Below are 14,291 nucleotides of genomic sequence, written 5' to 3' on the forward strand. Positions count from 1 at the left end.
TGGATGCCGCGGCCAAGCCTACAGGGACGTACTTGCGGCGTCCCCGCAATCCGACACCGCCCCGCCAAACCACGGATCACCCCAGAGCCGGCTGTTGCCTTTGACGTTGACGTTGACGTTGCTTTGGCTCATAGCAGGTGCCGGGTGCAACCCGGCCGAACCCCCGCCGGGGTAAACTAGCCGGATGGCTTCCCGTCCCGCGCACGACCTGCTCCGCCGCGTCTTTGGTTACGACGATTTCCGTGGTCCGCAGCAGGACATCGTGGAGCATGTGGCTGCCGGTCACGATGCCCTGGTGCTGATGCCTACCGGTGGCGGCAAGTCGCTGTGCTACCAGGTGCCCGCCCTGCTGCGTGACGGCTGTGGCATCGTCATCTCGCCGCTGATCGCGCTGATGCAGGACCAGGTCGAAGCCCTGCGCCAGCTCGGCGTGCGCGCCGAATTCCTGAACTCTACCCTGGACGCCGAAACGGCCGCCCGGGTCGAACGCGAACTGCTCGCCGGTGAGCTTGACATGCTCTATGTCGCCCCCGAGCGCCTGCTGACCGGCCGCTTCCTGTCGCTGCTGTCGCGCAGCCGGATCGCCCTGTTCGCCATCGATGAAGCCCATTGCGTGTCGCAATGGGGCCACGACTTCCGCCCCGAATACCGGCAGCTGACCGTCCTGCACGAGCGCTGGCCGGAGATTCCGCGGATCGCCCTGACCGCTACCGCCGACCCGCCGACCCAGCGCGAGATCGCCGAGCGCCTGGACCTGGCCGAGGCCCGTCACTTCGTCAGCTCCTTCGACCGCCCCAACATCCGCTACACCGTGGTGCAGAAGGACAACGCCCGCAAGCAGCTGAGCGATTTCCTGCGCAGCCATCGCAGCGAGGCCGGCATCGTCTACTGCATGTCACGGCGCAAGGTGGAGGAAACCGCCGAGTTCCTGTGTACGCAGGGTTTCAACGCCCTGCCCTACCACGCCGGCCTGCCCTCGGAAGTGCGTGCCAACAACCAGCGTCGATTCCTGCGCGAAGACGGCATTGTGATGTGCGCGACCATCGCCTTCGGCATGGGCATCGACAAGCCGGACGTGCGCTTCGTCGCCCACACCGATCTGCCCAAGTCGATGGAAGGCTATTACCAGGAGACCGGCCGCGCCGGTCGCGATGGTGAAGCCGCCGAGGCCTGGCTCTGTTACGGCCTGGGCGATGTGGTGTTGCTCAAGCAGATGATCGAGCAGTCCGAGGCCAGCGAGGAGCGCAAGCAGCTGGAGCGGTCCAAGCTCGACCACCTGCTGGGCTACTGCGAATCGATGCAGTGCCGCCGCCAGGTGCTGCTGGCCGGTTTCGGTGAAACCTATCCCAAGCCCTGCGGCAACTGCGACAACTGCCTGACCCCGCCTGCGGCCTGGGATGCCACCATCCCCGCGCAGAAGGCTTTGAGCTGTGTGTACCGCAGTGGCCAGCGCTTCGGCGTCGGCCACCTGATCGACGTCCTGCGTGGCAGCGAGAACGAGAAGGTCAAGCAGCAGGGCCACGACAAGCTGAGCACCTACGCCATCGGCCGCGACCTGGATGCGCGCACCTGGCGCAGCGTGTTCCGCCAGCTGGTGGCCGCCAGCCTGCTGGAAGTGGACAGCGAGGGCCACGGCGGCCTGCGCCTGACCGATGCCAGCCGCGATGTACTGACCGGTCGCCGCCAGATCAGCATGCGCCGTGATGCGGTCAGTGCCAGTACCGGTCGCGAACGTAGTGCGCAGCGCACCGGCCTGTCGGTGCTGCCACAGGACCTGGCCCTGTTCAATGCGCTGCGCGGCCTGCGCGCCGAGCTGGCGCGCGAGCAGAACGTACCGGCCTTCGTGATCTTCCACGACAGCACCCTGCGCAACATCGCCGAACAGCGCCCGACCTCGCTGGACGAACTGGCCCGGGTCGGTGGCATCGGCGGCACCAAGCTCAGCCGCTATGGTCCGAGGTTGGTGGAAATCGTGCGCGAGGAAGGGTAGCGCCAACCGTACGCTGATGCCCCTGTAGAGCCGAGCCCACGCTCGGCTGCCTTTGCCGCAGAAGCAGCCGAGCGTGGGCTCGGCTCTACATTGGTGCGGGTCCAACCTTGAACACACCATTCAGCATGAAGTGCATCCCGCCCCGCTTGCGGCTAAATTGACGCCATGTCCCTCGCCTCGACCCTGCTCCGTGTCGTGCTCATGCTCAGCCTGTTGCTCAACGGGCTGAACGCGGCCATGGCCAGCGGACACGAGGACATGGGTCGCATGGCCCATGCGATGACCTCGGCCATGACCGATGAGGGCGACGCGGACTGCCACCACCACGCCGGCATGACCGCCGACGAGACGCCGCAGGCCAAGGCTCCCGCCCATGACGCGCACTGCCAGATCAAGGACTGCGTGCGCAGCTGCGCCCAGCACCCGCTGCTGGCGGTGCAGGCACTGCCGTTCCTGGCCGGCCCCGGTCTATCCCTGACCCCGCAGCCGATGCCGGCCAACGGCCGCCCGGCACCGCCGCTGCCGCCGATCTCACGCCCTCCCATCGGCTGATCCAACACGCCTCGTGCGCGCTGCGCACTGAAGCCGGCCCTGCGCTGGCGTCTTTCCGTGTTTGGAGTCACCACCATGAGTACCCGTATTCCTCCCGGCCCGGGCGCTGTGCCCATGCCGTCGCGCCGTCTTTTCGTGCAGGGCATCGCTGCTGGCGGCGTGGTTGCCGGCATCGCCGCAGCCGGCGTCCCGCAGCGCGTGCTCGCCGCCGCCTCTGCCGCGCCCCGCCTGGCCGGCGCGCCAGCCGTCATCAGTGATACCCGCGTTGAACTGGCCATCGGCGAGTCGCTGGCCAACTTCACCGGCCGCACCCGCCCGGCGATCACCGTCAACGGCTCGCTGCCGGCACCGATCCTGCGCTGGCGCGAAGGCCAGACCGTGGACCTGTTCGTGCGCAACACGCTCGGCCAGCACCCCACCTCCATCCACTGGCACGGCATCCTGCTGCCAGCCAACATGGATGGCGTACCCGGCCTGAGCTTCAACGGCATCGGCCCCGGCGAGACCTACCATTACCACTTCGATCTCAAGCAATCCGGCACCTACTGGTATCACAGCCATTCGCTGTTCCAGGAACAGGCAGGGCTGTACGGTGCGCTGATCATCGACCCGGCCGAACCGGCGCCCTACCGGCATGACCGCGAGCACGTGATCATGCTGTCCGACTGGACCGACATGGATCCTGGCGCGCTGTTCCGGCGCATGAAGAAGCTCGCCGAGCACGACAACTACTACAAGCGCACCCTGCCTGACTTCCTGCGCGACGCCCGTCGCGATGGCTGGTCGGCCGCACTGTCCGACCGCGGCATGTGGGGCCGGATGCGGATGACGCCCAGCGACATCTCCGACATCAACGCGCACACCTACACCTACCTGATGAACGGCACTGCGCCGGCCGGCAACTGGACCGGGCTGTTCCGCAGTGGCGAAAAGGTGCTGCTGCGCTTCATCAATGGCGCGTCGATGACCTACTTCGACGTGCGCATTCCCGGCCTGAAGATGACCGTGGTCGCCGCCGACGGCCAGTACATCCATCCGGTCAGCATCGACGAGTTCCGCATCGCCCCGGCCGAAACCTACGACGTACTGGTCGAACCCAGCGGCCAGGATGCCTTCACCATCTTCTGCCAGGACATGGGCCGCACCGGATATGCCGCCGGCACCCTCGCCGTGCGCCATGGCCTGCAGGCACCGATTCCTGCGCGCGACCCGCGCCCGTTGCTGACGATGAGCGACATGGGTCACGACATGGGCAGCGGTGGCCATGGTGGCCATGGTGGCCACGACATGGCAGCAATGAAGGGCATGGAAGGCGGCTGTGGTGCCAGCATGGGCCACGGTGCGCATGGCGGCGGCAGCGATGCCGCCAGCAAGGCGCCAAAGCATCCGGCCAGTGAGCGCAACAATCCGCTCGTGGACATGCAGAGCTCGGCCACCGAGCCGAAGCTGGACGACCCCGGCATCGGCCTGCGAGACAACGGCCGCCAGGTACTCACCTATGGTGCGATGCGCAGCCTGTTCGAAGACCCCGACGGCCGCGAGCCCGGTCGCGAGATCGAGCTGCACCTGACCGGCCACATGGAGAAGTTCTCCTGGTCGTTCGATGGCACTCCCTTCGCCGGTGCCGAGCCGCTGCGCCTTAACTACGGCGAGCGCATGCGCATCGTGCTGGTCAACGACACGATGATGCAGCACCCGATCCATCTACACGGTGTGTGGAGCGATCTGGAGAACGCACAGGGCGAATTCCAGGTGCGCAAGCACACCATCGACATGCCGCCCGGCACACGCCGTACCTATCGCGTGCGCGCCGATGCACTCGGCCGCTGGGCCTACCACTGCCATCTGCTGTACCACATGGAAGCAGGCATGATGCGCGAAGTGAGGATCGAAGAATGAGCCGTTCCCTGCTTGCTCCGAGCCTGTTGACCCTCGGCATGTTGGCCGCGCTGCCCGCGTTCGCGCAGTCCCATGCCGGTCATGACATGACAGCGCCCTCGCCTCCTGCCGATACCACGCCAGCGGCAGCGGCCGACGTGGATCATTCGAAGATGGACCACTCGAAGATGGATCACGGTGCGATGGACCATTCAACGATGGACCATGGCGCGATGGATCATGGCGCGATGGATCACTCGACAATGGGCCATGGCACGCCCGCGCCGACCGCGCCGCGCGAACCGATTCCTGTCCCCACCGATGCCGATCGTGCAGCCGCGTTCCCACCCATCGCGCATGGTGCGATGGAGCACGCCCCGGAGATCAACAGCCTGCTGCTGATCGACCGCCTCGAACACTGGGACGGCAAGAGCAGCAACGGCCAGGCCTGGGAGGCCAGCGGCTGGATCGGCGGCAACATCAACCGCCTGTGGCTGCGTACCGATGGTGAACGCAGCCAGGGCCGCACGGAATCCTCTAGCGTGGAAGGACTCTACGGGCGTGCCATTTCGCCATGGTGGGACGTGCTGGTCGGCGTACGCCAGGACTTCCGCCCCGCCGATTCACGCACCTGGGCGGCGATCGGCATCCAGGGGTTGGCACCGTACAAGTTCGAAAGCTCGGCCACGCTGTATGCCGGTTCCGGTGGCCAGCTGATGGCCAAGGCCGAGATCGAATACGACGTGTTGTTGACCAACCGGTTGATCCTGCAGCCACTGCTGGAAGCCACCGTGGCCAGCAAGGATGAACCCGAGTACGGCATCGGCCGCGGCCTCAACAAGGTCGAAGCCGGCCTGCGCCTGCGGTACGAGTTCCGCCGCCGCTTCGCGCCGTACATCGGCATCAGCCACGAACGCGCGTTCGGCGACACGGCGGACTATGCCGGCGACCATGCACGCGATACGCGCTGGGTCGCCGGCATCCGCATGTGGTTCTGAGCAGCGGATCGTGAGCAGCAGCCAGCCCCGGCAACCACCGGGGCCGGCTACACTGCCGCACGTTCCATTGCAGGCTGCACCATGTCGTTGCATATCCGCCGCGCCACCCTGGCCGACGTCGACGCCCTGTCGGCGATCGCCATCGCCACCTATACCGAAACCTGGGGCGATTCCTATCCGCCGCAGGACCTGCACACCTTCCTGCAGGATCACTACGGCACCGCACCGCAGCGGGTCGAACTGTCCGACCCGCGCAGTGCGGTGTGGCTGCTGCTGGAGGGCGAAACGGTGGTGGGCTATCTGGCCGCCGGTGCCAACACCCTGCCGCATGCGGACGCGCGCGATGGCGACATCGAACTCAAGCGCCTGTACATCCTGGCCAGCCACCAGAATGGTGGCTACGGCGCGCGGCTGATGGATACGTTCATGGCCTGGCTGGACCAGCCACAACGCCGCACCCTGTGGGTGGGCGTGTGGGAAGAGAACTTTGGCGCGCAGCGCTTCTACGCGCGCTACGGCTGCAGCAAGGCCGGCGAGTACGACTTCATCGTCGGCGACAGCCGCGACCGCGAGTTCATCCTGCGCCGGCCCTGAGCGACCTCAGAAATCGAACAGCTCGGAGAGGAAACTCTCCTTCTTCTTTTTCTTGTAACCCTGGCTGTACTGGCCACGGTTGTCGTCGTGGCGCTGGCCGAGATGACGGGTATCGCGATGCATCACCGGCGGCGGCGCGGCCTGCGGTTGCACAGGCGCGGGCCCTGGCGGCGGCATGGCGGCGCCTGCACCGTCAGTGGCGCGTTCGATGATCTTGTCGAGTTCGCCACGATCCAGCCATACGCCACGGCAGCTCGGGCAGTAGTCGATCTCGATGCCATGGCGCTCGGCCATCTGCAGGGTCTGGGTCTTGCACACGGGGCACAGCATTCGCATTGCTCCTGTCGGTCTGGCCTCGACTGTACCTGCGTACGGATGACTGTGCGGCAACGCATGACCGATGGCACAGGGACTTCCGGCGCGTGCCGCTGCCCCCGGCTGCCCAGCGCACTGCGCCTGCTGGCGGTGGCAGCACTGGCCTGGCATGCGCGCCGCCAGCGCAGCTAGGTCTTGTAACGCCCACTTAGCCAATCCTGCACACGGGGCTCACTGGGGGCTTGCGCATACTTGCGCGCCTTTCATGCCCTGCCGTCCGGAGTTGTTGCGTCATGCTGCTGTCCAAGCGCCACGTTGAACCACGCGTCCTGCTGATCGAAGACGCCGAGGAAACCCGTGAACTGAGCCGGATGGCGCTGGAGAGCCAGGCCTGCCACGTCGCAGGCGTGAGCAGCGCCGAAGCCGCGCTGGGCCTGCTGGCGGCCGGTGAGCGCTTCGACCTGATGTTCACCGACGTCAATCTCGGCCGGGTCAGCGGTATCGAGGCCGCCAACCGCGTGCGCGACCTGTATCCCGAGCTGCCGATCCTGGTGACCTCCGGCATGGACCAGCATGCCGTGCTGCCGCAGCTGCATGACGGCATCCACTTCCTGCCCAAGCCCTACAACATGAGCGAGCTGCTGGATGCGATCCGGTTGTGCTTCCGTCATGCGGATGTCGGCGTGTTGACCGGGGCGGATGCACAGGCAGCGTGAGGCCCCATCCACGCATGGCGTGGATCTACTGGTGCATCCACGCATGGCGTGGATCTACTGGCAGCATTTTCCGTTCACACAACGGTGCGCATCGCAGTAGATCCACGCCATGCGTGGATGGAATTGGCCGTCAACCGCCGGTATACGGTCCTTCGCCCGGAAGTACCTGCAGCAGCGCGCGGGTGATCACGCGCGGATACACAGTGAGATGGTCTTCGCCATCAATCACGATGTTCTCCACCTGCAGCTTGCGGCCACTGCGCTGCAGCTGGGCAGTAAAGTCGGCGGCCTGCCGCAGCATGTCGTTGCCGGTGGAGTAGCGCGGCCCTTCCTTGACCGTCTCGTAGCTGCCCACTGACAACAGCACGCGGGTCGGCTGCGCCGGGATGACGGCGGCGTCCTGCATGCGCGGCAACAGACGCTGGTCGAACCACAGCGACGGGCTGGACAGGATGTAGGTGCTGAACATGTCCGGCTGGGTCGTCAGCACGTAAGCACCAAACAGCGCGCCATAGGAATGACCCGCAAACACGCGCCGGGCGGGATCGGTGCGGTAGCGCGCATCGACCATCGGCAACACCTGCGCAGCCACAAAGTCGCGATAGTGCGCGGCACCACCGTAGGTAACATCATCGCTGTAGTAGCCGGCTGGCGTGCGCACCGGGTTGCTGGGCGTGTAATCGCGCGAGCGGCTCTGCTTGGACGTCAGTCCTTCCTGCGGCGGCAACCCGACCAGGATGAAATCCTCGATGTTGACCCCCTGCTGCCCCACCAGGTTGCGCACACTGCGCACCAGCGGGAAGCTGTACAACGCGTCGGTCACGTACAGCACCGGATAGCGCTTCTGCGGATGCGCCGCGTAGCCAGCAGGCAATGCCACCCACAGGGCATAGTCGCGCCCGATCGGGTCATGCACGCGCAGTGACTCTGTATCGGGCAGCATCACGCCTGGCACCGCCGTCGCGCTTTCCTTGGCTTCATTCTGCGTTGCCGGCGGCGCCACCGACATCGCGCAACCTGCCAGGGCCAGGCAGGCCAGCACACTCCATCCACGCACACGCTGCATCCGCGCTCTCCTGTTGCGGGCGGCGCACGCAGATGGCGCCGCTACCGCATCCTCACACGCCGCGTTGCTGCACGCCAAGCCACTCCTCTCAAGGCGAGGCCGGCGGCGGTGCCGGGAACAGCGTCCGCAGGGCCTGCAGCGCCGCCGGGTGGTAGATCGTCGCGTGGGTCTCTTCCGGCAGCGGCTGGTACTTCACCAGCGTTGCCGGTGATGCCTGCTGCAACATCGCCGCCAAGCGTGCGCTCGATGCGGCCAGTTCCGGCTGGCCACTGCTGGCCAGGAACAGCCGTGCGCCGGTGTGGGCAACCGACGGCAACTGCTTGCCTGCGCCAGACAGCAACGCACCGCGGTTCCACCACAGGCTGGGATCCAGCGCGATGTAGCTGTTGAACAAGGTCGGTTCCTGCAGCAGCGTCTCGACCACAAACAATCCGGCCAGCGATTCGCCGATCAGCGCGCGCTCGTCGGTGGTCGGGTAGCGCTGGCGCACCTGCGGCATCAGTTCATCGCGCAGGAAATCTCGGTACGCCGCCGAGCCACCGATGCGCGGTGCGATCTTCTGATCCTCAGGATCACGACTGGGGCCGGTCATGTCACGGCGGCGCTCGGTGTTTTCGATACCGACCAGCAGGAACGGACGCATGCTGCCATTGCCAGTCAGCACCTGCACCAGCCCGGCCACGTGCAGGAAGTCCTCGCCGATGCCGCCGTCGGGCATGTAGAGCACCGGCAGCGGCGTCTTCGGGTCCAGGCCCCACGGCTTTGGGCGGTACACGTTGATGCGGCGGGTTTCGCCCAGCGCCTTGGATTCGATGGTGAAGGTTTCGCCGATGGCCAGCGGCGAAGCGACCGCCGGCTCAGCCGCAGACTCGGCGGCCATCAGCGGCGCGGCGGAGACAGCGGACAACAACAGCGACAGCACGATCAAACGCATGGGGCGGCCCATCCTGGGAAAGACGCTGAGCATAACGCCACGCTGATCGCACGGCAGACTCCATCTCGACTCCGATTGCGAAGATCCGCTGCTGAATGCTCGTCATGGGTTACCGAAGGTCTGACCCCACCCCGACCCGCACGCTTTCAACGCCGGTCCAACGCGATCACCGCCTGGCAGCTCCTGAGCTGGTCGTCGGCGTCGCGTCCGATTCGAACAAGCGCTGCCGCAACCTCTGCTCGTAGTTGGGCGCCCGCATCACGTTCGCGGGCGCTGGCGGTGGCGTCGGACAAGCGACCGGTATGGCAGGCGGCGAGGTCGTTGCGCAACCGGAGACTGCCAGCACGCAGGCCAGCGACCACCTCGGCTTCCACTTCGGCCGCACGTTCGCGATCTTGTTCATGTCGTACTCCCAGCGAGGCCATCGCCCCGGTCTGTACCGCCTGCCGTTCGCGCGCTGCGCGCTCGGCCTGCATTGCCTCGGCGTGCTGCAGCGACGCAACCTCTGACTTTGCGGCATCGCTGCGATCGCCACGCCAGCCCCAGCCTGCCGCGAACATCACCGACGACCACAGCACCAGCAGCGCAATCGCGATCAATGTGCGTGGCATCCTTCACTGCTCCGCCAGGCAGCGGGCATGACGCTGTTGCTGCCGTTGCCATACGCCCCAGCACACCGTGTTCGGCTGTCCGTTGACCCGGGTCGAACAGTCGTAGCCCCCTGCCCGCTTCCACAGCAGCAACGCATCGCATGCCTGGCGATACTCACCTCGCAGGAGGTGCCCGCGCATGGACGATCCATTCCAGTTGCCGATCCCATACTGGTAGAGGAAGTCGACATAGGTGTCGTACTCACCCTGAGTCAGCGCGACGCCCGGCAACGATGCGCGGAACTGCGATTCCTCGCGCGCCAGATGTGCTTCCACGGTACGCAGCGCACGGACCGGTGTAGTCCGGTCTCCGAGCCGCACCGGCGTGCCATCTTCGCGTCGGGTCGAGCCAAAACCATAGGTCGGACGATCGTTGCGGGTCGGCACCACCGCCGCGTCGGTATAGCCCTCATGCTCGACAATGGCGATCAGGCCTGCGGCACTGAGGGCCAGCGCGGCAACCAGACGGCGCACCGGCAACGCTGTGGCCGGCCTGCTCATTCGCGCCCCTTCCGCCGCCACTCGCGCAACCAGCGCCAGCACAGGTAAGCGATCTGCGCGGCGAGATAGATGATGGTCAGGACCACCACCAGGCGGTCCAGGGTTATGCCGGCGGCAAGTGCACCGGCAACGGTTACCGGCGGAGCCGATTTGGCCGCCGCTGCGCCCACTGCGCTGAAGATTTCTTCTTTCATGGAAAGTCCAGGATTCGATGCTGGCCACGACGTATCGAGGTGGCCGGGAGAGGTGCCCGTCTCGCTGCCGGCTGGGCGCGAGGGTTCATCCGGTCGGGAGACGGGCGAAAGTTGCGCCCACCGCTCATGCGGCCTGGGCGATGCCTTCCATCCAGCCGCGCACGCGCTGGAAGCCCAGCTCGACCAGATTCAGGTAATGCCGGTTGGAGACCGGTCGCTGCCCGCAGTTGGCGAGCAGCAGATTGGCGGTCTCGAAGCGCTCGACCTTGCGACGGCCGCGACCGCAGTAGTAGCCACGCAGTGCGCAGGCCATCGCCACGTTGTCACGGGCAACTGCGGTGATGATGTCTTCGATCTGCTGCGCCAGCAGATCCGTCTCCAGTGGCTTGTACCCCTGCGCACGGCCTGGCATGTCGCCGCGATGCTCGATCAGGACAGCCAGCAGGTTGCGTGATTGGAAGCCCAGGTATTCGCAGTCGCGATGCAGAGCGTACTCACCGCCCCAGTGCTCCAGACGGCTGCGGACGTATTCGCCGAACGTATCAAGCTGCATGGTGGGCTTCTCCTTGGATGGACGACGGACCCGGCGCGAACACATCCGGGCGCAGGAATTCGCGGCGGACCGCGCCGGCCGTGGCCAGCTCGATGCGTCGGCACAGACGGGCACCGGGCAACTTGTGGCCGCGGGCGATCATGTAGAGGGTCCGCAGCGCACAGCCGGTCTGGTGGGCCAGACGGCGCATCACGGGACAACTGGGGGTGCCGTAGCCCCCTTGGGAGATGGCGTAGTCGATGAGGTTCATGGCCCACACATTACCGTCAAGGTAATGGATAGTCAATACCGTTTTGGTCATTTGCTGGATTGGTAATGCAGAGCACCATCTACAGATGGACGCCAGTACCGCCCGCACCCTCAACATGCGCCTCCGCGTTGCCGCTGCCGGCGGCCCGGCCGAATGGGCCCGCCTGTTCGGCGGCACCCGCTGGGCGCAGCCCCAGGTCAGCCAGTGGATTTCGGAGAGCAACCCGAAGAGCATCGGCCATCGCCTGGCCCGCGATCTCGAGTCGGCAATGCAGCTCCCGCACGGCACGCTCGATCGTGCCGATCAGGACGTTGATGTGTCGCTTCAGTCTCAATCTACGGGACTGGATTTCGAGAAGATGAGCGCTGCGGTCAAGGTGCTTTCGCACTACCTGGAGCTGGTCGGCGATCCACCGGAATGGATCTACGATCCTGTGCTGCTGGAGACCGCATTCATGGTCGTGGACGCGTTCGGTCAGCCTTCGGCGCCGGACAATGTGCTCGACCTGACGAAGCTTCTGGCAAAACGGATCAGGGAGGCGAAGGATGACTCACACGCGACTCGAGGAGCTCGCACAGCGGTTGGCCGCTAGGACCCAGGAACTGCGCGGCGGTCGCAGCCCGGCGCCGGCCTTGCGGGTGGTGGCCGGTGAGGCGCATGCAGCCCCGGGGGAACGGCGGATGGACGCCATCATGCGCGAGTGGCATTGCCGCATGATCCGCAACGTACGGCGGCGCTGGGGCGAGCCGATGCAGCATGTGATCGACCAGGCCTGTTGCGGAGTGGTGGACATCGACCAGCTCGCCGACGATGCCCTGATCCAGCTGCACAAGGACATGGAACGCGCCGAGGAGTGCATCCGCGAGGGGATTTCCTTCCACGACGCCGGGCTTCTACGCGCGCACTACGGTTGAAAAAGACCTGGCCGGTCGATTCTGACCGGCCAGAGTCGCACGATTTATTACTTCATATTCCCAAATTAATTACCTTAAAGGTAATTATTCGGTGTTGCTGGAAGATTTCCTGCGCCAGCGTCGCGGGCGTGGCCGCCCCTGGCTGCACGCGGGCAACAAAAAAGCGCCTCTCGGCGCTTTCTGGGTTGCGCGGCAGATGATGCCGGCGCTGTCTGCGATGGTGGGCCGTGATGGATTCGAACCATCGACCAAAAGATTAAAAGTCTTCTGCTCTACCGACTGAGCTAACGGCCCATGCAACATCCCTGCCTGTCGGCGGGGTGGGCATTCTACCCTACTTTGCGCGGCAGAGAGAAATCATTGCAGTATCGGCCTGCAGTTAAACCGTTCCATGCACCGGACGCATCTCATCCACGATCCTTCTTCCTTCGGAGCCACGGATGCGCCTGTCCTTCTGTCTGTACGCCTGCCTGCTGCTGCCCTGCGCCATCACCACTGCTGCGACCCCATCGGTACAGACAGATGACATCGCCCGATTCTGGAGTACCTACGATGCGGTGCTTGCCGAGCCCGATGGCGCGCAGCGGGTGGCCCTGGTCCGGCAGCACTACATCGAGCCGGGTAGTGCCGGCCTGCATGCGCTGATGAAGGTGCGCAACTACACCGCCGTCGAGTACGCCGACACAATGCTCGCCTGGCCGCGCTTCTGGGCCTCGGTGCGGCCGCTGACCGCCAACGCCCAGCAGGCCAGCGCCACGCTTGAGCGGGATCTGACGGCGTTCCGCAGGCTCTACCCCGCCCTGCGCCCGGCCAGCATCACCTATGCCGTGGGCGTGCTGCGCACAGGTGGCACCACGCTGGGCAACCAGGTGCTGATAGGCGCGGAGATGGCACTCGGCGATGCAAGCGTGGATGTCAGTGAACTGCCGGAGCCGTTGCGCAGCCGCCTTCGGGTCTTCTACGACAGCACTCCCGGCGCGAACAACGCGCAGAACAACCTGCACGAGTACGTGCACACCCAGCAGCACGAGACAACCGGCTCGCTCGCACAGTACGCGGTGCGCGAGGGCGTGGCCGAGTACATCGCCGAACGGATCAGCGGTCGCCGACCGGCGCTGCCGCTGTACACCTACGGGCCGTTGCATGAATCCGACATCCGCGCTCGCTTCATCGTGGAGATGGACGGCAATGATCTGGACAACTGGCTGTACAACAGCGCACGCAATCCGTTCGGGGTGAGTGATGTGGGCTACTACGCCGGTTACCGCATCGCGCAGGAGTACATGCGCCAGCAGCCGGATGAGCAGGCGGCGATCGCACGGATGATCGAGCTGGATTACACAGATCCGGCCACGGTGCGGGCGTTTATCGAGGCGTCGGGGTGGTTGCAGCAGCGGTAGCGCCGGACCGTGCCCGGCGCACAGTGCCAACCAAGGTTGGCACCTACCATTGGGGCATCAGCCCCCATTACCTCAGGCGTACAGCGTCGGGTCGGCCACGCCGGCATCGGTGAAGCCCTGCGCACGCAGGCGGCAGGCGTCGCAATGGCCACAGGCCGCGCCGTTGGCATCGGCGTTGTAGCAGGACACGGTCAGGCCGAAGTCCACGCCCAGGCGCACGCCTTCGCTGACGATCTGGCCCTTGCTGAGGAACTGCAGCGGCGCATGCACGGTGATGCCCGCGCCTTCCACGCCCGACTTGGTCGCCAGGTTGGCCAGCGCCTGGAAGGCAGCGATGAACTCGGGACGGCAATCCGGGTAACCGGAGTAGTCCACGGCGTTGACGCCGCAGAAGATGTCGTTGGCACCGAGCACTTCGGCCCAGCCCAAGGCCAACGACAGCATGATGGTGTTGCGCGCCGGCACGTAGGTGACCGGGATGCCCTCGCCGCCCGCCTCGGGCACGTCGATGTCATCGGTAAGCGCCGAGCCGCCGATGCTGCGCAGGTCCACGTCCACGGTCTTGTGCACGATCACACCCTGGGCCTTGGCCACGCGCGCGGCGGCATCCAGCTCGGAGGTATGGCGCTGGCCGTAACGCACGCTCAGGGCATGCACGGCGAAGCCCTGTTCCTGGGCCATGGCGATGACGGCGGCTGAATCCATGCCGCCGGAGAGAAGCACGACTGCCTTCTTCATGGGTAAATCATCCGGTTTGGGGGAAAAGCCAGCACGCTGTCCCGCGCC

18 protein-coding genes and 1 tRNA gene are annotated in these 14,291 nt (G+C 65.8%); 9 read left to right on the plus strand and 10 right to left on the minus strand.

All coding sequences use genetic code 11. The annotated features are described in order from the left end of the window. Positions 1-184: 184 nt before the first annotated feature. The 5 genes from recQ (at position 185) to AC27VL_RS10660 (ending at position 6,012) form a co-directional block, all read left to right on the plus strand. Positions 185-1,990, plus strand: coding sequence for a DNA helicase RecQ (recQ, locus tag AC27VL_RS10640; protein ID WP_099818829.1), 1,806 nt, complete (start codon positions 185-187; stop codon positions 1,988-1,990). Between the two features lie 165 nt (positions 1,991-2,155). Next, positions 2,156-2,542, plus strand: a complete 387-nt coding sequence (locus AC27VL_RS10645; protein ID WP_180165645.1) for a CopL family metal-binding regulatory protein — start codon at positions 2,156-2,158, stop codon at positions 2,540-2,542. A 75-nt stretch (positions 2,543-2,617) separates the two neighbouring features. Next, on the plus strand, positions 2,618-4,441 hold the full coding sequence (locus tag AC27VL_RS10650; RefSeq protein ID WP_488766347.1) for a copper resistance system multicopper oxidase: 1,824 nt from the start codon (positions 2,618-2,620) through the stop codon (positions 4,439-4,441). Then, complete coding sequence (locus AC27VL_RS10655) at positions 4,438-5,418, plus strand: copper resistance protein B (RefSeq protein ID WP_488766348.1); 981 nt, start codon at positions 4,438-4,440, stop codon at positions 5,416-5,418. The genes AC27VL_RS10650 and AC27VL_RS10655 overlap by 4 nt, the downstream gene beginning before the upstream one ends. Positions 5,419-5,499: 81 nt before the next feature. Then, positions 5,500-6,012: a GNAT family N-acetyltransferase gene (locus tag AC27VL_RS10660; protein ID WP_488766350.1), complete on the plus strand. Its 513-nt coding sequence runs from the start codon at positions 5,500-5,502 to the stop codon at positions 6,010-6,012. A gap of 6 nt (positions 6,013-6,018) precedes the next feature. On the opposite strand, the gene AC27VL_RS10665 is transcribed toward AC27VL_RS10660, so the two are convergent. Continuing rightward, positions 6,019-6,342 carry a TFIIB-type zinc ribbon-containing protein gene (locus tag AC27VL_RS10665; protein WP_025874650.1) on the minus strand — a complete coding sequence of 108 codons (324 nt, stop codon included), beginning with the start codon at positions 6,340-6,342 and terminating at the stop codon, positions 6,019-6,021. Positions 6,343-6,620: 278 nt separating this feature from the next. Between AC27VL_RS10665 and AC27VL_RS10670 the strand changes: the two genes are divergently transcribed. Continuing rightward, a complete protein-coding gene (locus AC27VL_RS10670; protein WP_488766353.1) occupies positions 6,621-7,043 on the plus strand; it encodes a response regulator in 423 nt (140 codons plus the stop codon). 130 nt (positions 7,044-7,173) lie between these two features. Here the strand turns inward: AC27VL_RS10670 and AC27VL_RS10675 are convergent, their stop codons facing one another. From AC27VL_RS10675 to AC27VL_RS10705, 7 genes are all read right to left on the minus strand, one after another. Further along, positions 7,174-8,109 carry an alpha/beta hydrolase gene (locus tag AC27VL_RS10675; protein ID WP_488766355.1) on the minus strand — a complete coding sequence of 312 codons (936 nt, stop codon included), beginning with the start codon at positions 8,107-8,109 and terminating at the stop codon, positions 7,174-7,176. Between the two features lie 88 nt (positions 8,110-8,197). Further along, a complete protein-coding gene (locus tag AC27VL_RS10680; protein WP_488766357.1) occupies positions 8,198-9,043 on the minus strand; it encodes an alpha/beta hydrolase in 846 nt (281 codons plus the stop codon). Positions 9,044-9,189: 146 nt separating this feature from the next. Further along, the gene (locus AC27VL_RS10685; RefSeq protein ID WP_488766359.1) at positions 9,190-9,654 is read right to left on the minus strand and encodes a lysis system spanin subunit; all 465 of its coding nucleotides are present in this window, start codon (positions 9,652-9,654) and stop codon (positions 9,190-9,192) included. Positions 9,655-9,657: 3 nt separating this feature from the next. After that, positions 9,658-10,194, minus strand: coding sequence for a glycoside hydrolase family protein (locus AC27VL_RS10690; protein ID WP_100553300.1), 537 nt, complete (start codon positions 10,192-10,194; stop codon positions 9,658-9,660). Then, positions 10,191-10,388, minus strand: a complete 198-nt coding sequence (locus AC27VL_RS10695) for a hypothetical protein (protein WP_025874660.1) — start codon at positions 10,386-10,388, stop codon at positions 10,191-10,193. The genes AC27VL_RS10690 and AC27VL_RS10695 overlap by 4 nt, the downstream gene beginning before the upstream one ends. Before the next feature lie 124 nt (positions 10,389-10,512). Then, complete coding sequence (locus AC27VL_RS10700; RefSeq protein ID WP_100553301.1) at positions 10,513-10,941, minus strand: hypothetical protein; 429 nt, start codon at positions 10,939-10,941, stop codon at positions 10,513-10,515. Then, positions 10,931-11,191: a helix-turn-helix domain-containing protein gene (locus tag AC27VL_RS10705; RefSeq protein ID WP_025874662.1), complete on the minus strand. Its 261-nt coding sequence runs from the start codon at positions 11,189-11,191 to the stop codon at positions 10,931-10,933. Before AC27VL_RS10705 ends, AC27VL_RS10700 begins: the two co-directional genes overlap by 11 nt. 85 nt (positions 11,192-11,276) lie before the next feature. Between AC27VL_RS10705 and AC27VL_RS10710 the strand changes: the two genes are divergently transcribed. Then, positions 11,277-11,783 (plus strand): hypothetical protein, encoded by a 507-nt coding sequence (locus tag AC27VL_RS10710; RefSeq protein ID WP_100553302.1) that lies wholly within the window; start codon positions 11,277-11,279, stop codon positions 11,781-11,783. 88 nt (positions 11,784-11,871) lie between these two features. Further along, positions 11,872-12,105, plus strand: a complete 234-nt coding sequence (locus AC27VL_RS10715; protein WP_025874663.1) for a hypothetical protein — start codon at positions 11,872-11,874, stop codon at positions 12,103-12,105. Between the two features lie 218 nt (positions 12,106-12,323). Here AC27VL_RS10715 and AC27VL_RS10720 read toward each other — a convergent pair. Further along, positions 12,324-12,399: transfer RNA gene (locus AC27VL_RS10720), tRNA-Lys, on the minus strand. Between the two features lie 146 nt (positions 12,400-12,545). Here AC27VL_RS10720 and AC27VL_RS10725 point away from each other — a divergent pair. Then, complete coding sequence (locus tag AC27VL_RS10725) at positions 12,546-13,505, plus strand: DUF2268 domain-containing putative Zn-dependent protease (RefSeq protein ID WP_488766363.1); 960 nt, start codon at positions 12,546-12,548, stop codon at positions 13,503-13,505. A 72-nt stretch (positions 13,506-13,577) separates the two neighbouring features. On the opposite strand, the gene queC is transcribed toward AC27VL_RS10725, so the two are convergent. Continuing rightward, positions 13,578-14,243: a 7-cyano-7-deazaguanine synthase QueC gene (gene queC, locus AC27VL_RS10730; RefSeq protein WP_100553343.1), complete on the minus strand. Its 666-nt coding sequence runs from the start codon at positions 14,241-14,243 to the stop codon at positions 13,578-13,580. Between the last annotated feature and the right edge of the window lie 48 nt (positions 14,244-14,291).

The sequence above is a fragment of the Stenotrophomonas sp. 14P6.2.3 genome (assembly GCF_057799055.1).